The sequence below is a fragment of the Corynebacterium propinquum DSM 44285 genome, assembly GCF_000375525.1.
GTDB lineage: Bacteria > Actinomycetota > Actinomycetes > Mycobacteriales > Mycobacteriaceae > Corynebacterium > Corynebacterium propinquum.
Map to the genome: position 1 here is coordinate 1 of NZ_AQXC01000016.1, position 19,237 is coordinate 19,237.

Annotated in this window: 17 protein-coding genes and 2 pseudogenes; 9 read left to right on the top strand and 10 right to left on the bottom strand. The window is 57.9% G+C overall.

Annotated elements, in window-relative coordinates:
• Both B142_RS13380 and B142_RS0111005 read left to right on the top strand, forming a co-directional pair.
• Positions 1–276, top strand: a 276-nt coding sequence (locus B142_RS13380) for an IS30 family transposase (protein WP_155861005.1), incomplete at its 5' end; no start/stop codon positions are given.
• A gap of 7 nt (positions 277–283) precedes the next feature.
• Positions 284–595, top strand: a pseudogene (locus tag B142_RS0111005) (integrase core domain-containing protein); the annotation flags it as partial.
• A 68-nt stretch (positions 596–663) separates the two neighbouring features.
• Here B142_RS0111005 and B142_RS0111010 read toward each other — a convergent pair.
• The 7 genes from B142_RS0111010 to eccCa form a co-directional block, all read right to left on the bottom strand.
• Positions 664–1,044, bottom strand: a complete 381-nt coding sequence (locus tag B142_RS0111010; protein WP_018121606.1) for a hypothetical protein — start codon at positions 1,042–1,044, stop codon at positions 664–666.
• 270 nt (positions 1,045–1,314) lie between these two features.
• A complete protein-coding gene (gene rpsI / locus B142_RS0111015) occupies positions 1,315–1,854 on the bottom strand; it encodes a 30S ribosomal protein S9 (RefSeq protein WP_018121607.1) in 540 nt (179 codons plus the stop codon).
• Positions 1,854–2,297 (bottom strand): 50S ribosomal protein L13, encoded by a 444-nt coding sequence (rplM, locus tag B142_RS0111020; protein WP_018121608.1) that lies wholly within the window; start codon positions 2,295–2,297, stop codon positions 1,854–1,856. The genes rpsI and rplM overlap by 1 nt, the downstream gene beginning before the upstream one ends.
• Positions 2,298–2,590: 293 nt before the next feature.
• Positions 2,591–2,878 carry a WXG100 family type VII secretion target gene (locus tag B142_RS0111025; protein WP_018121609.1) on the bottom strand — a complete coding sequence of 96 codons (288 nt, stop codon included), beginning with the start codon at positions 2,876–2,878 and terminating at the stop codon, positions 2,591–2,593.
• Between the two features lie 134 nt (positions 2,879–3,012).
• The gene (locus B142_RS0111030; protein ID WP_018121610.1) at positions 3,013–3,330 is read right to left on the bottom strand and encodes a WXG100 family type VII secretion target; all 318 of its coding nucleotides are present in this window, start codon (positions 3,328–3,330) and stop codon (positions 3,013–3,015) included.
• A gap of 145 nt (positions 3,331–3,475) precedes the next feature.
• Positions 3,476–4,678 carry a type VII secretion-associated protein gene (locus B142_RS0111035; RefSeq protein WP_018121611.1) on the bottom strand — a complete coding sequence of 401 codons (1,203 nt, stop codon included), beginning with the start codon at positions 4,676–4,678 and terminating at the stop codon, positions 3,476–3,478.
• Complete coding sequence (eccCa, locus tag B142_RS14115) at positions 4,675–8,724, bottom strand: type VII secretion protein EccCa (protein WP_018121612.1); 4,050 nt, start codon at positions 8,722–8,724, stop codon at positions 4,675–4,677. Before eccCa ends, B142_RS0111035 begins: the two co-directional genes overlap by 4 nt.
• A 151-nt stretch (positions 8,725–8,875) precedes the next feature.
• Here eccCa and eccD point away from each other — a divergent pair, with 151 nt between their 5' ends.
• Both eccD and B142_RS13075 read left to right on the top strand, forming a co-directional pair.
• On the top strand, positions 8,876–10,270 hold the full coding sequence (gene eccD / locus B142_RS0111045) for a type VII secretion integral membrane protein EccD (protein WP_018121613.1): 1,395 nt from the start codon (positions 8,876–8,878) through the stop codon (positions 10,268–10,270).
• On the top strand, positions 10,270–11,814 hold the full coding sequence (locus tag B142_RS13075) for a S8 family serine peptidase (protein WP_018121614.1): 1,545 nt from the start codon (positions 10,270–10,272) through the stop codon (positions 11,812–11,814). The genes eccD and B142_RS13075 overlap by 1 nt, the downstream gene beginning before the upstream one ends.
• A gap of 120 nt (positions 11,815–11,934) precedes the next feature.
• Here the strand turns inward: B142_RS13075 and eccB are convergent, their stop codons facing one another.
• The 3 genes from eccB to B142_RS0111065 all read right to left on the bottom strand — a co-directional run bounded on the left by eccB (position 11,935) and on the right by B142_RS0111065 (position 15,228).
• Positions 11,935–13,503, bottom strand: coding sequence for a type VII secretion protein EccB (eccB, locus tag B142_RS0111055; RefSeq protein WP_018121615.1), 1,569 nt, complete (start codon positions 13,501–13,503; stop codon positions 11,935–11,937).
• 65 nt (positions 13,504–13,568) lie between these two features.
• On the bottom strand, positions 13,569–14,453 hold the full coding sequence (truA, locus tag B142_RS0111060; protein ID WP_018121616.1) for a tRNA pseudouridine(38-40) synthase TruA: 885 nt from the start codon (positions 14,451–14,453) through the stop codon (positions 13,569–13,571).
• A complete protein-coding gene (locus B142_RS0111065) occupies positions 14,443–15,228 on the bottom strand; it encodes a metal-dependent transcriptional regulator (protein ID WP_018121617.1) in 786 nt (261 codons plus the stop codon). Before B142_RS0111065 ends, truA begins: the two co-directional genes overlap by 11 nt.
• 166 nt (positions 15,229–15,394) lie before the next feature.
• Here B142_RS0111065 and B142_RS0111070 point away from each other — a divergent pair, with 166 nt between their 5' ends.
• From B142_RS0111070 to B142_RS14305, 5 genes and pseudogenes are all read left to right on the top strand, one after another.
• A complete protein-coding gene (locus B142_RS0111070) occupies positions 15,395–16,357 on the top strand; it encodes a metal ABC transporter substrate-binding protein (RefSeq protein WP_018121618.1) in 963 nt (320 codons plus the stop codon).
• A 132-nt stretch (positions 16,358–16,489) separates the two neighbouring features.
• Entirely contained in the window at positions 16,490–17,281 is a 792-nt protein-coding gene (locus B142_RS12725) for a metal ABC transporter ATP-binding protein (RefSeq protein WP_018121620.1), read from the top strand.
• Entirely contained in the window at positions 17,278–18,150 is an 873-nt protein-coding gene (locus B142_RS12730; protein WP_018121621.1) for a metal ABC transporter permease, read from the top strand. The genes B142_RS12725 and B142_RS12730 overlap by 4 nt, the downstream gene beginning before the upstream one ends.
• Positions 18,147–19,013 carry a metal ABC transporter permease gene (locus B142_RS0111090; RefSeq protein WP_018121622.1) on the top strand — a complete coding sequence of 289 codons (867 nt, stop codon included), beginning with the start codon at positions 18,147–18,149 and terminating at the stop codon, positions 19,011–19,013. The genes B142_RS12730 and B142_RS0111090 overlap by 4 nt, the downstream gene beginning before the upstream one ends.
• 143 nt (positions 19,014–19,156) lie before the next feature.
• A pseudogene (locus B142_RS14305) lies at positions 19,157–19,237 on the top strand (helix-turn-helix domain-containing protein); the annotation flags it as partial.

Genomic DNA, 19,237 nt, shown 5'->3' on the forward strand with positions numbered 1-19,237 from the left:
CATGCCGCTTTCACTCTAGCCACGGGCACGAAAGTGTTCTTCGCGGACCCACACTCGCCATGGCAACGTCCCACGAATGAGAACAGCAACGGACTCCTACGCCAGTACTTTCCCAAGGGTACCGACCTGTCTCGATGGACAGCCCAAGACCTCGCCGCCATCGCCTACACGCTCAACAACAGACCAAGAAAAGTCCTTGGATTTCGAACCCCAGTCGAAGTCTTCAATGAACAACTACAATCAATTCAAAACAACAGTGTTGCAACCACCGATTGAATCCAAGCAATATGTGAGCATTGTCTACAACGAGCGCTTGGCCGAGCACGGTATCGCAGCGTCCACTGGGACGTTGGGCGACTCCTACGACAATGCTTTGGCTGAGAACGTCAACGGCTCCTACAAGAATGAGCTGATTCATAGGCGAACTTGGGCCGATGTCGTCGACGTGGAAAACGCCACGTTCGAGTGGGTGTCATGGTGGAACGAGACAAGGCTGCATCAAGGCTTGGGATACCGCACCCCGGTCGAGGTGGAAATCGAATTTTGGAAGCAGAACCCGCCACAGGAAATAATAGAAATCAAGGCAAATGCCTAGGAACAAAACCCGGGGCACTTCACCCCACACAAACAACTTGACACGCTCTAATAGTATGACTTATGCAGTTAGCTATTAACTAGCGATATACTAAATACTGCTATCATTCCAAGCACAGCCGTCGTCACTGCGAATAAATTCTGTTCTGGCCCAAGTTGACTAATAATGAAGAACAGAAATGGCGTGCTCACTGTTACAAGCCTTTTCGGCAAAGGCATTTTCTGTGCATTCACCTTTTGATGTGCATACACAAGATTTTTATGAGACAATCTCTCCCATTCGAGCCATAATAAGAGGATGACTATAACCACTAAAAAGCTTGCCATCATGTTTCGATACGTGGCAAAAAATAAAAATAGACCAAAAAGCGAGGATATAACAAATAAAACCAGTATGTATAGTGCCCTCGGAAAAGTAATTTTTTCAGTCGCACGGTTGCCATCAGTCATGAAATCAGATGTCTTTCTGAGAATTCATCAGGTTCTTCCTAGCTTGACGAAATGTTTAACGCGATTTCTCGGTTACCGCCTTTGCCTCCTATCAGTTTAATAGCTATCACGTAGGCCGTCATACCCTTTGGACCTGTCGTCGTTGGCCTCCGCGCTCTAAATAGCAAACAAACCGCCGCCTCCGAAATGGAAGCAGCGGCTTGTGTTCTTTGCAGCCAACACAACAGACAACAACACGCTGTACTGAGAGTTGGAAAGCGTAAAAGAAACTTAACGCTTGGAGTACTGCGGGGCACGACGTGCCTTGTGCAGACCAATCTTCTTACGCTCCACGGCACGAGCGTCACGAGTGAGCAGGCCAGCCTTCTTCAGTTGGTCACGCTCAGCAGGGTTGTAAACGTTCAATGCACGGGCAATAGCCAGACGCAGTGCACCGGACTGACCGGTTGGGCCACCGCCGTGAAGGGTGACCTTGATGTCGAACTGATTCTCGCGCTCGAGCAGAGTCAGTGGGGTCATGATGTCCTGCTGGTGCAGCTTGGATGGGAAGTAATCCTCGAAGCTACGACCATTGACAACAATCTGGCCGGAGCCTTCCACCAGGCGAACACGAGCGACGGCGCGCTTACGACGACCGACGGTCTGGATTGGGCCCTCGTGGATTTCTGGAGCAGCGGTTTCTACCTCGTCGGAAGCTTCCGGAGCCAGGGAATCACCGATGGTGTTGGTGAACTGCTCAGTAGCTGCGGTTGCGGCAGCGATATCGGAAGCGTCAGCGACGGTGTTTTCTTCAAAGTTCTGATCAGTCATTACTGTGCCACCTGCTTAAATTCGAATTTTTCTGGCTTCTGGCCACCGTATGGGTGCTCGGAACCAGCGAAAACGTGGAGCTTCTTGATGGATTCACCGGAAAGCTTGTTGTGCGGCATCATGCCACGAATAGCTTCTTCGATGGTGCGCTCCGGGTGGTTATCCAGGGACTGACCAAGGGTCATGGTCTTCAGACCACCTGGGTAGCCGGAGTGACGGTAACGCATCTCGCGGTCACGCTTATTCGCGGAGATGTGAACCTTGTCAGCGTTGACGATGATGACATGGTCGCCGGTATCAACGTTTGGTGCGAACTGTGGCTTGTGCTTACCGCGCAAGACATCTGCGACGGTGGAAGCAAGCTTACCCAGCACCACGTCGGTGGCGTCGATGACATACCACTTGCGGGTAATGTCACCACTTTTTGGGTGGAATGTAGACACAATGACTCCTTGAAAGTCTGTCTTGGACTGCCGGCCAACATCTATCGAATGCCTCAGCACTACCCCGCAGCGGCCGGTGGAGACCTGCAGATAGTGTTGCCGCCTCACAGAATGTCCGCGTCAAAGCACTGATCGTGTTTCACGGGAACACCGCAGATGAGCCAGCAGGGCACACAGCTAACAAACTTTACTGGAAACACGCAGCTATAACAACCTATGTCCGCAGAGAAAAACACTCCCGCAACGAATACGGGAGTGCACCACGCAGAAGAGAGTGGAAATCAGACCAGCCGTTAGCTCCAGGAGGCCGCCGCTGCGCGGTTGACATCGCTCATGGCGTCATTGCCTGAGGTCACGGTGCGAGAAATAGTCGCCAAAACCTGGTTAAGTTCGGCCGCAGCCTGGTCCCAACGGGCTTGTGCCTCCTGATAAGCGATGCTTGATTCACCCTCCCACGTCGAGACCATCGGCTGCAGCTGTGCTTTCAGGTCATCGAGTTGCCCATTGATACGGGCAGAGGTGGAATTAATATCTGCCGCAGCAGCCTGGATGGCGCCGAATTGGTATTTGATCTGTGACATTGAGTTCGCCTTTCTCTTCGTCCGTCTTGCTCACGGAACTGTTAAATACTCACAAAGTTCTTACACAGTGCTCACGCGGTACTGCTCACGCAGTAGCACTCGCGAGATAACGCCGTTGCTGTACGACGTTGGTGTTAGAGAGCCAGACCTCCACCACCAACGTTGTTGAACGCCTGCGCGTTTTGCGCTTCCATGTCATCAAAGTGGTGCGCGTTATTACGGATATTGTCGCTGATAGAAGCCAGCGCATTCTGCAGCTCGTTCGCGGATTGCTGATAACGCTGCATCAGGTTGTCAAACGAGACCTGCGCCGCGCCCTGCCAATTAGCACGGACCCCATCAACCGTGCCTTGCAGACGCGTCAGCTCAGACTGCACCTCATTGTTGACGGTATCGACACGGCCAGCGGTGGCGACCATGACATCTGCTTCAGTGGCAAATTGCTGTGCCATAGAAAATCCCTCCCCGGTTGAGAAAACTGAACAATTGTGCCCGAACGATAAGAGATCCCGGCACTGTGCCGTCGTCATCTCATCGCTCTCATTGTCATTGGACTGTGCGTAACCAACTTCGGTTCCCGATACGCGAAAATAATTTTTAAATTCGCTCCAAACTGCCAACGACCAGCTCGCATGCCTGCTTCTGCTTCTCTGTTGTTGTGTGCCTACTGTGGCACCCGACGGTTAGTTGATGGTTTCCTTCCACCCAACTAGTCCAGGCAATACGCGATCCATCACCCGGGTTTTCCACATATCGCACTTGTTCGCGTGGTTCGTGTTCACGGCGCCCTTCTTGCAAGTCCGGGCTGCTTTTAACCGTCTGCATAATGTCAGTCAATACCGCGTCATGATCGATCTGAGCTGCGGCGTCGTCATGCAACTGATCAGTAGTGACGTAGATACGTAGATTCGGGTCCTCCCCCGTCGCTGCAAACACCCCGGGCTGCGAACTATCCCCAATCACGAAACCACGCGGTGTGACCAGGCGTAACCCAGAATGTTCGTGCACCATTTGTGGGATCTCTGCAGTGGCATCGCCGCCAAAAGCATCGCCGTCAGAACGATCACCAGCAGCATCGGCAGTAATCACTGCACCGCCATCGCCGACACCACCGTCCTCATCGGCACCGCTATAACGATCCACAACCCACCAACCGGACAGACTAGTCACCGCAATACCTGCAGCCACCAGAATCTGAAACGGACGTGGCCGCCACCCAGCCTTCGCATGCCGGTGACGTTTCGGCTTCCGCGCAACCAGCTGCACAAAATTCGACCCCACCGATTGTTTTTCTGCAGCACGCTGGTTGACCCCGGCGCGGGCAGCAGCAAAAGCATCGTCTCCGCGGCGCTCCGCAGCAGCGTGTGCCCCTCCCTGTGATGTCGAGACTGCAGCTAGTGGCCCTGTATCCGGATCTGCAGATTCTGTGTCGTATTCTGCATCCGTACTTGCAGCGCCTTCTGATGATTCATCCAGATCACCTGTGAAAACACGTGCCCCGTGTTGGGTGAGCACACGAGCGAAATCGTCGTAGACGTCGGCATCGTCCGCAAAAATCGCTACACAGATATCTGGCCAGTTTTCCTCGGCCATCGCCTCGGTTTGGTCTACTACCGCAGATACCGTCCAGCCTTCGGTGATTCCGCGCGCAGGCAAGTCATAGCGCACGATGGTCTCCTCGGTGCCAGCGATGCCGAAGACCGTGGCATCGTCGTAGAAATACACCGAAACCTGCGCATCTAAGTACTGCGTACCCGATTTCAGCGACCGGTTTTCAGGTTCGTAGTCTGCCCGGATCATGGTTCTACCTCCAAATCAGCACCGGGAACAGCAACCTGGCAGGTGCCGATCGTCGAACCGTCGTCATGCCACATACCGCGCCCCGGCAGCGGTCCACTCGCCGGGTGCGGCGCGGGCTTGATACCAAAGAATGGGCCATCGTCTTTGTCGGCGCCCAGCACCACAACGCACGGCTGGGAATCACGTATCGCGCTGAGCACGGGACCGAATGCAGCGCGGTTAAACCCACCTGCTTTCCGTGCAATCACCAGGTGCATTCCGATATCGCGGGCATGCGGAATCAACTCGATCAGTGGGTGCAAGACGTTATCGGCGACCAAGTCATAATCATCGATCACCAGGTAAATCTCCGGGCCATCCCACCAATCACGGCGGGCAAGTTGTTCCGGCGAGATCTCTGCCGATGGCAGGCGCTGGCGCAACGTCGTCACGGCATCAGCCAGGACCTTTTCTGTCTGCGGGGCTGAATGCGAATACGCCGCCAACATGTCTTGCTTGACTGTGCCCAGGTGTGCGCGCCGGTGGTCGATCATTACGATGCGTGCTTGCTCGCGGCCTAAATCACTGATGCCCGCCATGACGGTGCGCAGCGTGGTGGTTTTGCCCATCCCGCGCGCAGCCACGCACAAGAAGTGATCGCTTGTCGACGGATCCCAGGCCAGCGTGGACAGCCGCGGCCCACCCACCGCAACCGGCAAGCCCGGCACCGCAGCAGTAGCGGAGGGCTCGGCGTCGGCAAGAGTGCCAGCGGCTGTAAGTTCTGTGCGCTCGAGCTTCTCCGGCAACACGCGCAGAGCGTCGACCGGTTCGTCGCCACGCTCGGCACTGACTGCGGCGATATGTGCCAGGTCTTGGTTCGAACTTTGCGCAATGAGCAAGTATTTCTTGTCGACGCTTAGGCCCCGGCCCGGCAGTGCGGGCAGCTTGTCCTGCATCTTGCGGTCGCACAGCGAATCCATGGATTCTGCAAGTTTCAGCTCCAGACGCGTGCCGATGAGATCGCGGATCGCCGGGCGCAACGTATTCCACCGCGGGGTCGCGACCAGCAAGTGAATGCCAGCGCTCGGACCATCAGCGGCAATCTGGGTGATTGGTTCGGCGAGGTCGTCGAACTCCGCGGTAGAAGTGCCGATATTGTGCCACCCGTCCACAACCAGGAAAGTCTGCTGCTGGGTTTTCGCTGTGTTGTGGGCTTGGGTGTTATCGCTGAGTAAACCAGAGACTTCATCCACGATGCGGCGCAGACGTTCTGGCTGATGACGCCCAGCAACCCCGGCCACGTGCGGCAGCCTTGCGAGGGTTTCCAGCTGGCCTCCACCAAGGTCAATGACATAAAAACGCGCTTCTGCGGTGGAATGGGACGCAGCGAGTGATGCCACCATCGTGCGCAGGGCGGTTGATTTGCCCATTTGCGGGCCACCACACAAAGCGACGTGGCCACCGTGAGCTGCGAAATCAACCTCCAGCAAGTCTTGGCGCTGGTGATACGGCTGGTCGATAATTCCGATGCCCGCGGTGAGATGACTACTGCTTTCCGCAACGCTGGCCAGCTCAATGGATTTCGGCAGCGGCGGTAACCAAATCTGGTGGGCTTCCTGGCCGCGGGTGCGCGCTGTGGCCACCGCTGCATTGACCACAGCGTCCATGGTGGTACCTGCGGGCTCGCGGGCGTCGGCACGTGAAACCGTATCTGCTGGTTCTACCGCTTCGGTTAGTTCCGTTTCGCCCGTGAGATCCGCAGCCGGATCGTGCTCCGACGCTAGCGGGCGGTCAATATCGGCCCAACTGTGAAATTCCCGGACCTGCAGGCCCGGATTGTCGGCCGCACTCTGCTGCGTGTGACTGTCCGCCGAGTGACCGTCCCCTGTGTGACCGCCCCCGGCGCGACCCGATCTGCCGAAACTGGAACTTCCAACGCCGACCTGTGCCGGAACCTCCAATGGGCCAGAAACGTAGGCCGCCTGAAAACGCTGCAACTCTTCGGCATCCGTTTTCACATATCCCGCACCGGGCTGACCAGGCAAATGATATGCATCAGAGCTGCCCAGCACCTGGCGCGATTCCATCGCGGAAAACGTCTTCAGACCAATGCGGTACGACAAATGGGAATCCAACCCACGCAACCGGCCTTCTTCCAACCGCTGCGAAGCCAACAACAAATGCACGTGCAACGAACGCCCCAGGCGACCAATGGCCACGAACAAGTCCGCGAAATCTGGGAACTGCCCCAGCAACTCAGAGAACTCATCGACGATGATCACCAACGCGGGCAAAGGTTCCAGATCATCCCGGCCATCCCGGCGCGCCTGGTTATACTCGCCGACGTTGGCGAAATTGCCAGCCTTACGCAGCACCTCCTGGCGCCGATTCATCTCACCGGACAGGGCATCAAACATGCGGTCTACCAGCACGGATTCGTCTTCCAAGTTGGTGATCACGGCAGAGGTATGCGGCAAAGAGTCCAACCCCAAGAAAGTCGCGCCACCTTTGAAATCAACCAACACAAAGTTGAGTTCTTCCGGGCTGTGAGTGGCAGCCAACGCCGTGACCAGTGTGCGCAACAACTCGGATTTTCCGGAGCCGGTGGCGCCGATGCATAAACCGTGCGGGCCCATGCCGCCGTGCGCGGATTCTTTCAAATCCAGCTGCACCGGGGTTTTGTCCGGCCCGAGGCCGATCGGCACGGTTAAACGGCGATCGTCGCGTTCGCGTTCTGGCCACATCGTGGAATTATCTAACTGCCGCAGATCGTCGATGCCGAGCAGCGAACCCATCTCATTGCGCGTGGTCTCGCCCGTACCGCCGGTGGCATACGGCCGAGAATATTTCGCCAGCGCCTTGGCTAATGCGCGCAACTGGCCGTCGGCAAGTCCATCGGCTAACCCAAGATTTTCCAAGCCGGCTTCGGTTTGCACCGCCAGCTCGTCGTTGGCAAACAGCACTAGACCTTCCATCTCGGCACGAATGCCCAGCGCAGTGGTGCTCCGCGAGTTGATGTCGATGATGGTGGTCCACTCGTCGTCGACCAAAAACTCCTCGGTACCGGTGGTGGGTACGTCGTCGACCAGCAAAATTCGATACTGCGCATCCTCCGGGCTGCGAGTGTGCGGCAACCACTTCAGCCACTCCCAATTATGTGCAGTGCCGCCGTGTGAATCGCCGGTGTGTGAATCACCGCTGCCCACCACACTGATGCCGACGGTATCCGGGCCATGATGGACAACCAGCTGCGCCAGCAGCGCACGAGCCAGTGAGCGTGCCCGAATACCCGATAACCCGATGCAGCCAAAAGCCTGCAACTGGACGACGATGGGCAGCTCCGCAACCTGCGAGACCTGGTCAACCGTACGACGTACACTCACCGCACAGACCGGGTCCAGATCTTCCGGCGCACCCGATTCGCTGACTTCCACCGGGGTGCACAGCTCCGCCTCACCGAGCCCCAGCCGCACCTGCAACACATCGTCGTCATCGCCACTGCGCTCCCACAATCGTCGGGTGCTCAGCCGCGCATGCACATCCTCCGGGTGCGGATGGCGGGCCAACTGGTGCGCACGCTGCTTATCGGCGTTGCGTTCTGCTTTATCCCGGATGACATCCAAGTGGCGCAGGTAGGTTCGGCGAGTGTCATCGGCGTCGGCCTGCTGTCCCTGCGGCATGAACATCATCGCCATCGACATCACCATCATCAGCGGAAAGATCAGCAGCATCGGCGACATCCCCACCCCACTGACCGAACCACCACCGAAAAACATCACGCCGACCAGCAACACCAACACCGCGATCATCACCACCGGCAGCAGGATGCGCAACATCGGCACTGCTTGTGGTTTTTGTGCGGCCGGAACCGCGTCGATATTCAGGCTGCCCTGCGGTAGTGGCGGCAAAGGATCGCGTTGCGCCTGCGTGATTGGCTCCACCGTAAACTCCTGCGGGCCTGTGCTCAGCGTCCGCATATCGGCAGCCGCGGCAGCGTTATCGCTGGCTGCTTGGTTAATAGCGGCGGTATTGCTCGCTTCTGTGGCGCTTAAACGCGCAGAATTCATAACCCCTCCCCGAATTATGTCTTTCCCCCGAGCATTAGACACAGGCCACATTGTAGGTCACAATTGCGGCATGGGGGTGCTGTAGGTCGCGGGTACGTCCCCAACGACTGCGTACCCGCATTCGGGAGGGGAATTTTCGGGAGGGAATCTCATGTCTATCACGCAGTGTTTGCGTGTGTCTTTGTGTTTTGTTGTCGGGGAATTTTCCCGCGAGGTCGATGTCGCAATCCCGCGGCACGCGTCGATTCTGGAGTTATTGCCGCGCTGCACCCAGCTGTGCCAGGCACCGCGAATTTCCAAGCCGTGGCAGGCGTCTACCGTGGTGGGCCAACCATTGGATATGGGCTCGCCGGTGGGAGAAATTGGGCTTGCCGACGGCGACACCATCCTGGTGCATCCACGTGCGGAATTGCGCTCGCCGGTGGTGCGGGATTCTGCGGAATCGCTGGCTGCCACCGCTCACGGCAATCGCGCTGGTCAGCAGCTGTCGGCGGTGGTACTTGCTGCGCAAGCCGGGGCAGCACTTCTGACCGCCGGGTTGGCGTGGTGGTGGCTGGCGTTTGCGGTGGCTGCGTTTATCGGGGTGGTTATCGTGCCGTGGCAGCAGCGCATGCGGCACAAGGCTGTCGGTGGTGACAGTGCTGCGGTGGCACTCGCTTCGATCATCTCCGCCGGACTGGCCGGTGGTTTTCTCGTTGCCTGGGGGCTACAGCCTGCCGGAGCACCAGCGGATCTGTTAGCAGAACTTTCCGCTGCCGATACCGCATGGGCGTTATTATCCGGCGTGGCGGTGGCAGCATTATTGCTGGTGCTCATGATCGTTTACCGCGCTTTATCCATGCGCGTGGTCGCCGCGCTCACAACCGCGGCGGTATTGCTCGTGCTGGCTAGTGCTGCGCTGTCGTTGCCGTCGGCAAGCATTACCAGCGCTTTTGCAGGCGCACTCATCGCGTGCGGGGTTCTCGGTTTAGCACTCGCGCCGATGCTCGCGACGAAATTGTCCGGCATTCCTATTCCGCGCTTGCCCACCGCCGGGCAGGAGTTATCCACCACCGACCATGCTGGTGCGCGGACGCGGTCGGCCGAAGAAAAATCCCTCGCAATAGCCCAGCGCACCCACGATGTGCACGCAGGAATCGTCAGCGGCATTGCGGCCACGGTGGTTCCCGCACTGCTGGCAGTGGGCACGGAAGGCGAAATTTTTGCACAGATGCTGTGCCTCGCAGTAGCTGGTGCGGTCTGTTTACATGCCGCCCGGCACCACCACGGTGCTGCGGTGTGGGCATTACTGCTGGTAGTCGCAGCCGCAGTCATTGCCATCGGCAGCAGCATTTGGGCCGGGCTAGACCACCCCGGCGCGATCGGCGTGGCGTTGGTGGTCATGGTGGCAGCGTCGGCAAGCCCGGTGTGGGTGCCAAAAGTACAAGACCTGGAACCGACCACAATGGTGTGGCTGGAACGAGCAGAATCGCTTGCCGTTGCCGCATGCTTGCCACTCGCTCTGCAGGTCATCGGAGTATTCGCCATGATTCGGGGGTTGGGTTAATGCAGAAAGTACAGCAGCTTTTAGTGGCAAGCACCGCCGGTGCCCTCGGGCTACATGGTTTTATGTTCTTCCCGGTTGGAGGCAGCACGGGTTCCGCGACCGCGCAGGCACAAACTCGTGACGACGTCGAGGTCCGCCGCACCGTTGACTGCGTTGACCCCATTGTGGCTCCGGCACCAACTCCGGCGGCTCCGAGAGCCGAGGCTGAATTTTCGAGGCCCTGGCAGGATGCTTTTGGCAGCTCCCCCGGTTCTGCGCCAGACCATTATGGCCGCACGGAACAGACAGGATCCGAGCCCACACACCACCAACAGCCGCTCACCGTCGGCACGGATTACCGCACCGCCCACCAATTCGCCACCGGAGCCGGGGTACGCGTGGCAGTTATTGACACCGGAGTTTTCAACCACGAACAGTTGCACGTGGAACCGGTCGCCGATTTGGTTTCCCCGGCTGAGAACAACCCACTACTCGACTGCGACGGGCACGGCACCATCGTCGCGGGCATCATCGGAGCCGAACAATCGGGCGTTGCGCCGAACGCACAGATCTTGTCCATCCGGCAATCCTCGGCGCACTACAGCTCCCGCCAGCCGAACAACACGCCAGACCATCAGCACGCACCCGATGCCGAGGAACCGGAGCTCACCGGCACTCTCAGCAGTTTTGCCCAGGCCATCCACACCGCGCTTGACCATGACGCACAGGTCATCAACGCCTCAGTGGTTTCCTGCATCCCACCGGAACACGCAGAGCATCTACACACACAAGCCCTTGACGACGCACTCGCCCGCGCCGAACACCAGCAAGTTCCCGTCGTCGCTGCCGCCGGAAATGCCGGGCAGGGGTGCGAACGCGGCTCAATCGTTTTTCCAGGAAACAACGAAACCGTCGTTACCGTCGGTGCACTCGCCACCCCACACGAGCACGCCGAATATTCCATGCCGCAGCTTGGTCACCCGACCGGCGCAGGTGACGGAGATGGCGGGGATGCCGCGTACAACTCCGGCGGCCCGAACGACGTGGCACTTTCCGCGCCGGGCCGAGTTTCTGTTGGACTATCACCAAATTCGCAGGCCTGGGCGTCCGGGATCATCCGTAATGGGCAACCATCCGGGCTGCATGGCACGAGTTTCGCGGCCCCGGTGGTGACCGGAACCGTGGCTTTGCTGCGGGAACGCTATCCGCATGCCAGTGCAGCAGAAATCCGGGAGCTTTTGGTTACTGCTAGCTACCCACAGCATGGTTTTATCGACCCGGTGCGCGTGCTCACGCACCCCGCCCCAGGTGTAGAACCTGCTGGTAACGATGATGACGGTGGTGCCGGTGGTGACAGTGCTCAGAATGCTGGTGCGCCCTCCGAGCACGACCAGGCTGCTGTCGCGCAGCCGCGCATGGTGGTGGCCGGTCCACCGGGTAATGAAACCCTGGTTACAACTCGAAGCCTGGTGGCACTGGCCGTTGTGGTACTTATCGGCGCGCTTGTTGTCACCTTGCTGGCCTTCGGGATTTCGGCACGCATGCGGAGAAACGAGCAGACGTAGTCGGTGCCTCCACTCACGAAAAACCCTGTGCACAGAATCTCCATTGTGCACAGGGTTTCAGTCGCGCACAGGGTTTTAACTGCCAGCAGGGTTCCCGCTTCAGGGGCCAGGATAGCCAGGTTATTCCCTAGCTTGCCGTGCGGACCGCTCATCCAGGCTCGGGCCTTCCGGCAAAAGACGCAGCAAGTCCCAAGAAACTTCTTCCACGAGCAGCTCATCCTGCACCACCGGCGCGCCCACAGCCTGCATAGCTTCTGCACCATCGACATCATGTATCCGACCCGAAGGCGTCAACACATGATAGCCGTGTTCGCTGGCAACACCATGGCTGAAGGTTCGCGTGGAGACAAAATAATCCGCGGCCGCGGCGCCAGAAATTTCTACCGTGCTGACCTGGACCGGATCCGAGGCCTCGGCGCTGGGAGCACCTGGCTCACGGAGATCACTAGGACCACTGGGATCATCGGGATCAGGTTCTGCATCGTGATTCAGCACCACCAATTCTCCGTTACCACCAGCACACACTTGGCCGTGAGCGTCGTCAAGCAAATCCGGCCTGAATTCAGGCAGATTCCAATTCACAGCCGCTGGCTGCGCATCCGGGTAACGGTGCACCTCAGCGGAATCTGTGCGGCGCGATTGTGCACCCATATCCTGCAAGATCTGCGCTTCTAGCTGACTTAACGGCGTGATTCCGCGTGATTCTTGTGGGGTGCCACCAGCCTCAAGCAACGCCCACCACTGATTGACATCCGGGGCTGGGGCTTTTACCTCTAAAACCTCAGGAAGTTCTTCAGCCGGTGGCACAGAAAAAGCTGGCTTTGCTGTCCAATTCGCGAGTAATTCCGGCGGCGCCTCCCACACGGCAGAGTCGTGGTTCACGCCTAGGCCGCGCCGCACGGCACGCGAAAACTGATCTGCACCATCCGGGATTTCTACACGCCCATCGGCGCTGACCAGCCACTGTACGCCATCATGTTCGACGAGTGCGGCGGCATCGTCGTCGACCATATCCAGCAAGAATGCCTCTTCCGGATTATCGGCGACCACGCTCAACGCAGCGGATGCAAAATCAATACACCCCGCCCACGGGCTGAGAGCTGGTGCATCAGAACCAGCAGAACCTGATGCAGGCACACGACCTGCAAAACTACCGCTAGCTGCGGCGTCGGCAAGATCATCAGCAGTTGGCAAATTATTTGGTGCATCGACAATACCCACCGGGATGCCGTGCGGGCGCTGCGCGAGTTTTTCCGCCCCGATCGCCACCGGGTCCTCGGGGCTGCCAGCCAACAACCGTGCCGAGGCCAGATTCGTCGTCGGATGATAACGCCCATCCAGCAGCGTGTAGAGCTGCCCGTGCTCACTGCGCACGATCACAGCATCGCCCGGATCTGGTTCCGGCGACAACCACGCCAACACGCCAGCACCAGCACCGATGAGCACCGTGGCGACAGTGCCAAAAATCAACGCTCGCCGACGCGTCGCAAGCGGATCGTGAATCATCCGGATATCGCCAGTAACCACCCCATGTTCCACCCGGCGACGCAAAAACTTATGCCCACTAACTTGCGCTTTCGTCGTCGGCAGCATGGTCTGCGGCGCACCGCTTTTCTTCTGTCCACCATCGTTACTCGCCAGAGCACGGCCAGAACTCTGCAAATTCTTGTTATTATCCCCCGCGGCCATAGAACGTCCCCTCCCCGAAAGTTCATACAGACGCCAGTATGCTACATCACGATTCGCGCCACTGCCTAGTCACGGCGCTGCCTAGTTTCAATAGCACGCGCCGCCAGTTCCGCGTCGGCCGGATAATCCACGCGTACCAAACTCAGCCCATTTGCCGGCGCCACCTGGATCTTCGAGCTACGCGAATCCTGCCCCAACAACGTCGCGGCGAAATCCACATCACGTTTCCCGGACCCCACCTGCAGGCACGTGCCGACGAGACTGCGCACCATTGACCAGCAAAACGCATCAGCAACTACGTGCGCGAGATACGTCGCCGGCTCAGTGGCAGTAGAGACATCTTCCCACTGAAAAATTTGCAGATCCCGCACCGTGGTGGCATGTGGCTTCGCTTTACAAAACGCAGCGAAATCATGAAAACCCACCAGCGCATCTGCGGCATCCTGCATGGCAGCAAGGTCAACTGTTGCACCCCATAACGCAGTATCACGTGCCCGCGTCGGCAGCACCCCACCCGGATGCGCAGTCACACGATATTCATAATGACGGCGCAACGCAGAAAACCGGGCATCAAAACCTGTGGGTGCAAACTCCACCGCATTAATGCGAATATCCTCCGGTAACAGCCGCGACAAGCGCCGCACCAGTTTGCACGGCTGGCCATCAATTGAGCGCTGTTGCAGAGCGTCCACGGGCACGTCGACATGACACACTTGGCCCGCCGAATGCACCCCGGCATCTGTACGCCCTGCCACCGTCAGTTGTAACGGCGCACGCAGCACCAAGGACAAGGCATCTTCGACAACGCCTTGCACAGTGCGCAATTCTTGGCCGTCTTGTGGTTTTTGTCGGGCCCAACCGTGAAAATCTGTGCCGTCATAGGCCAGGTCGATACGCAGGCGCACCTTGTCAGAACACTTCTCGCGAGGCAATTCAGTACTAGTTTTCATTAGAGTGACGTTCTGCAATGGGCTCTGCAATAGAGTCTTCGGCAGTGGGGTGCACGTCGGCAAGCGAATCGTTATCCACACTAATTTTTACATCTGCAGCCGCTTTCACAGCCAACGCCACCGGATCGCCTGCCGGTTCATCAGTCGTCGACGACAGCACCTGCACGTGCACCAAACCTGCCACCGACGGACTCGTCACCCGGACTCGAGAACCCGGTGCGATGTCATGCGCGGCCAAATACCGCAGCAATTCAGGATCTTCATCATTAACCTGTTCGATGACCACCGGTAATCCAGGCTCGCACTCCGCTAGGCTCATCACACCAAGATCTTCCACCTGACCGTCGGCAGACGGAATCGGGTCGCCATGCGGATCACGAGTTGGAAAATCCAACAGCGCATCAATGCGGTTGATAAAACGGTCCGAGGCTGCGTGTTCCAGCAGGTCGGCGTCGGTATGAATTTCATCCCAGGTATAACCAAGGGTTTCCACCAGGAACGTTTCGATCAAGCGGTGGCGGCGGATCATCACAAGTGCCAACCGTGCGCCCAGTTCAGTGAGCTTCACCCCAGAATAAGGTTCGTGTTCCACCAGGCCACGGGCCTGCAGGCGTTTGATGGCCTCAGAAGTAGTGGAATTCTTTTGCTGCGCACGACGGGATAATTCGGAAAGGCTTACCGATGCTTGGCCCCCGGATTCACCGGAACGTTCTGAGATCCCCCACAGCAATTTCAGATATTCCTGGGTCCGTTGCGGCAGCTCACCAATATGCATGCGGCCATTCTAGCTGGCAAATACCTGCCACGTCACTGTTAAGACAGGTAGGCACAGAAGCTCAGTTGAAGATTCAAAAACCAGTGTCTAGGATTTCAATTATCCATATTGCTGAACTTTTTTAAGCATACTTTCATAAAATAAGATTCATCCACGAAAGGCAAGCATGACACGCAAATCCATCCGCACCGCCGCCACCATCGGCACAGCCTTAGCCTGCCTAGGCGGCTTGGCTGCATGCAGCAATGACTCCGATTCCAATGCCAGCGGCACTAATGGCAGCAACGGCGCAGACGAACAACTGACTATCTTCGCCACTACCGGCTACCTTGCCGACGCTGCCCAGCACATCGCACCAGATGCCGAGGTGATCACCCTGGTTGGCCCTGGCGGCGACCCACACACCTACCAGCCCACCACGCAAGACATCGACACAATGCAAAAGTCCGATGTTGTGTTGTGGAACGGCCTGCACCTCGAAGCCCAGATGGATAAGCAGCTAGAAGCCCTCGGTGATAAGCAAGTTGCCGTTGGTGATCAGCTCGACGAATCCAAGTTGCTGCCTTGGCCAGAAGCTGAGGAAGAAGGCGAACCAGAATACGACCCACACATTTGGAACTCGCCGGAACTGTGGCAAGAAGTCGTCGATATCGTCGCCGACCATATCTCGGAAATCGACCCAGACGGCAGCGAGGGTTACCACGAGGCCGCCGAGAAGTACAACGACGAAATCGCGACGTTGCACCAAGAAGCCAAAGATGCGCTCAGCGATTTGTCCTCTCGTCTGTTGGTCACCGGCCACGATGCCTTCAACTACCTCGGCGATACCTACGACCTAGATGTGGAAGCAACCGACTTCGTGTCCACCGAAGCCGAGAAATCTGCCAGTGAACTCGATGAGTTGGCCGGAAAGAGCGCAGAAGCCAAGGTTCCGACGATCTTCTACGATAACCAGGTCAACCCACAGGCTATCAACGCGTTGAGCGAAGCCATCGCGGCGCGCGGATGGGATGTCGAAATCTCTGATGAGGAACTGTTCGCCGATAGCCTCGGAGCCGAAGCCCCAGTTGATACGTACCTTGGCGCATTCCGCCACAACTTCGAAGCCATCGCTGCCGCACTGAAGTAGACCGAACCAGCAACTCCGGGCTATGTACCCAGCATTCACAGCACCCACCGGTCATAGCGCCACCGGTCACAGTGTGCACCGGCCCCAGTAATCAAGAAAATCAAGGTTTCAACCACCGTCCAGGAGACCGCCATGCTTACACCCGCCCCCACTACCACCACTGCATTGTCGGTACGTGGCCTGACAGTCAATTACGGCACCGGCGTCATCTTGGATGAGCTGGATGTCAAAATTCCGCGCGGTAGTTTCGCCGGCATCGTCGGCGCAAACGGGAGCGGCAAGTCCACGTTGTTGCAAGCCTGCCTGGGGTTATTGCCCAAAGCCACCCGGGGGCAGGCACAGGTGGAATTTTTTGGCAAGCCGCTGCGTGCCATCCGGACGGATCTCGGCTATATGCCGCAAAGTCAACAGGTGGACTGGGACTTTCCGGCCACTGTCCTGGACGTGGCCTTGATGGGGCGTACTGCTAGCAAACGCTCGTGGTGGCCTTGGCCAAATTCGGCAGATAAAAAAGCCGCGCGAGAAGCCGTTGCCGCCGTCGGCTTGCAGAAATATTCCGGCGCAGCGATTGGCGCACTCTCCGGTGGGCAGAGGCAACGCGCACTATTAGCCCGCACGCTCGTCAACAGCCCGGAGCTGCTAGTCCTTGATGAACCTTTCCAGGGCATCGACGCATTTAGCCAAGAAACAATCGTCGACATCCTCCGCGAGCTACACCAGTCAGGGACCACCATCATCATGGTTCACCACAACCTGGCAGAAGTCGCCGAATACTGCGACCACGTGACGTTGTTAGCCAACGGCAAGGTATCCGCTAACGGACCAACGCACAAAACTCTCACCGACACCGCCATCAGCAACGCTTATAATCTGCCGGGCAACTTCTCCGCGAACCTGACGCGGGATCGCAGGTCGGTGTCATGATCACACCATGGGAATTGCTGACCACCCACACGTATCTCATGGCGGTGCTCGGCACCATGGTCATCGGCGTCGCAGCCGGTGCATTGTCCCCCGTGGTGTATTTCCGCAAGCAAGCACTGATTTCCGACGTGATTTCCCACGCCAGTTTACCGGGAATTACCTTCGCGTTTCTTATCGCCGCGTACCTCAACTTGCCGACGCGCAACCCGCTGTTTTTAGCGGCTGGTGCGTTGCTGACCGCATTACTAGCCGTCGGCCTGTCCCACTGGTTGTTTCACCACACGCCGTTGTCGGTCGATACCGGCATGGCCATCTCACTCAACGTGTCTTTTGCCTTAGGCATGCTGGGGTTGTTCATCATCACCAAGCAGCCACTGCCCGGCAAAGGCGGAATTCAAGACTATCTGTTGGGTAATGCTAGCTCGGTAACCATCGCAGATTTACGGATTTCCGTCGTACTCAGCCTGGTTATTCTCAGCGGACTCATCTGGTACTTCCCCACGCTGAAATGCTGGCTTTTCGACCCAACCTTCGCCGCAACCTCCGGGGTACACACCCGCCTGCTGCACATCGTCGCCATGACCGCTTTCGCATTAGTGGTCGTCAACGGCATCAAAGTCGTCGGCGTGATCTTGATGGTCTCGTTCATCATCGCACCCTGCGTGGCCGCACGGCAATGGTCTAATCAGCTCGGCGTCGTCACGGTCCTTGCCGCTGTGATCGGTGCTGCTAGTTGCTTAATCGGGGTCTACTTGGCCGTGGTCATTGGCTCGATCCCTACCGGCCCACTTATCGCCGTTGTGCAGGCCTGCTTCGCCCTCATGTCCCTGGTTTTCGCTCCTAAGCGCGGATTGGTGTTTTCCCAATGAGTTTCGTCGTCACCGTCAGTATTTTGGCCGTCGTTACCGCTATTACCTGCGCGATTCCTGGGGTGATCGTGGTGGCAAACAAGGATGCAATGCTTCTCGACGGCATGGGGCACGCCGTGCTCCCAGGAATCGTGGTGGGCGCGCTGATTTCCGGATCAGTGCAGTCCCCGTTACTCGTTTTATTCGCGGGAGCCGCGGCATTTCTGGTGGCTTTGGGCACGAGGTGGTTAGCTGACACCGGGTTAATCGCAGAAGGCGGCGCACTGGGGTTGGTTTTTCCCTCCATGTTCGCCGTCGGGATCGTGCTGCTAAGCTTGAATTTCTCGAACGTGCACTTCGACGTGCACACCGTGTTAGTCGGCAATCTCAATCTGGCCGCACTTTCGCAACCGTCTTATCTATGGACGCTAGTGCCGATCATGCTGGCAAATATCGCCTTCGTCGGCTGGCTCCTCCCCCTGCTTGGAGCTTGTGCCTTCGACGACCGTGCCGCCAAAGTCGCTGGCGTACAGGTACGGGCATTGCGCTTGACGACGCTCGCCTTAACCTCTTTGACTGTCACTGCGAGTTTTTACGCCGCCGGTGTGATGCTGGTGATCGCGATGATGGTATTGCCTGCGGCTACCGGGCGCATCTTCGCTGTCACCGTTCGGATACCAGGCATGTCTATGCTCAGCCAAATTCTCTGCAGTTCCGTCGTGATTGCGTTGCTAGGCAGCGTGGTGGGATTCTGGAGCGCGTATCGCATCGACATCCCCGCGGCTGTGGCAATCACCCTCGCTTATGCCCTGCTATTGATGGCGGCGCTCGGCGCTATGTCACTGCGGCGACGCGGGCGCAAACGTGTTCCCGCCTTCGCTTAGGCTAGGCCCGCCTAGGCTAGGCCTGTGATGTCTAGTGACTTCTTGGACTCGGAGTCCAGTTAGTTTTTTGACGCGGAGTCCAGGAAGTTTATGGACAGGATGTCTAACGACTTTTTGGACTCTGGCTTCTTGACAATGTGGGGATGGCAATTCCCATTACTCTCCGCAAGAAGATAGCGGATTTCGACCCCATCCGTGAGGGCATCACGGTCCAGCAGTTCTGC

Bases quoted from the DNA above. Each gene is read 5' to 3' on its own strand.
- B142_RS0111010 (WP_018121606.1), bottom strand. From the start codon at position 1,044: ATGACTGATGGCAACCGTGCGACTGAAAAAATTACTTTTCCGAGGGCA.
- rpsI (WP_018121607.1), bottom strand. From the start codon at position 1,854: ATGACTGATCAGAACTTTGAAGAAAACACCGTCGCTGACGCTTCCGAT.
- B142_RS0111025 (WP_018121609.1), bottom strand. From the start codon at position 2,878: ATGTCACAGATCAAATACCAATTCGGCGCCATCCAGGCTGCTGCGGCA.
- B142_RS0111030 (WP_018121610.1), bottom strand. From the start codon at position 3,330: ATGGCACAGCAATTTGCCACTGAAGCAGATGTCATGGTCGCCACCGCT.
- B142_RS0111035 (WP_018121611.1), bottom strand. From the start codon at position 4,678: ATGATCCGGGCAGACTACGAACCTGAAAACCGGTCGCTGAAATCGGGT.
- eccCa (WP_018121612.1), bottom strand. From the start codon at position 8,724: ATGAATTCTGCGCGTTTAAGCGCCACAGAAGCGAGCAATACCGCCGCT.
- eccD (WP_018121613.1), top strand. From the start codon at position 8,876: ATGTCTATCACGCAGTGTTTGCGTGTGTCTTTGTGTTTTGTTGTCGGG.
- B142_RS13075 (WP_018121614.1), top strand. From the start codon at position 10,270: ATGCAGAAAGTACAGCAGCTTTTAGTGGCAAGCACCGCCGGTGCCCTC.
- eccB (WP_018121615.1), bottom strand. From the start codon at position 13,503: ATGGCCGCGGGGGATAATAACAAGAATTTGCAGAGTTCTGGCCGTGCT.
- truA (WP_018121616.1), bottom strand. From the start codon at position 14,453: ATGAAAACTAGTACTGAATTGCCTCGCGAGAAGTGTTCTGACAAGGTG.
- B142_RS0111065 (WP_018121617.1), bottom strand. From the start codon at position 15,228: ATGCATATTGGTGAGCTGCCGCAACGGACCCAGGAATATCTGAAATTG.
- B142_RS0111070 (WP_018121618.1), top strand. From the start codon at position 15,395: ATGACACGCAAATCCATCCGCACCGCCGCCACCATCGGCACAGCCTTA.
- B142_RS12725 (WP_018121620.1), top strand. From the start codon at position 16,490: ATGCTTACACCCGCCCCCACTACCACCACTGCATTGTCGGTACGTGGC.
- B142_RS12730 (WP_018121621.1), top strand. From the start codon at position 17,278: ATGATCACACCATGGGAATTGCTGACCACCCACACGTATCTCATGGCG.
- B142_RS0111090 (WP_018121622.1), top strand. From the start codon at position 18,147: ATGAGTTTCGTCGTCACCGTCAGTATTTTGGCCGTCGTTACCGCTATT.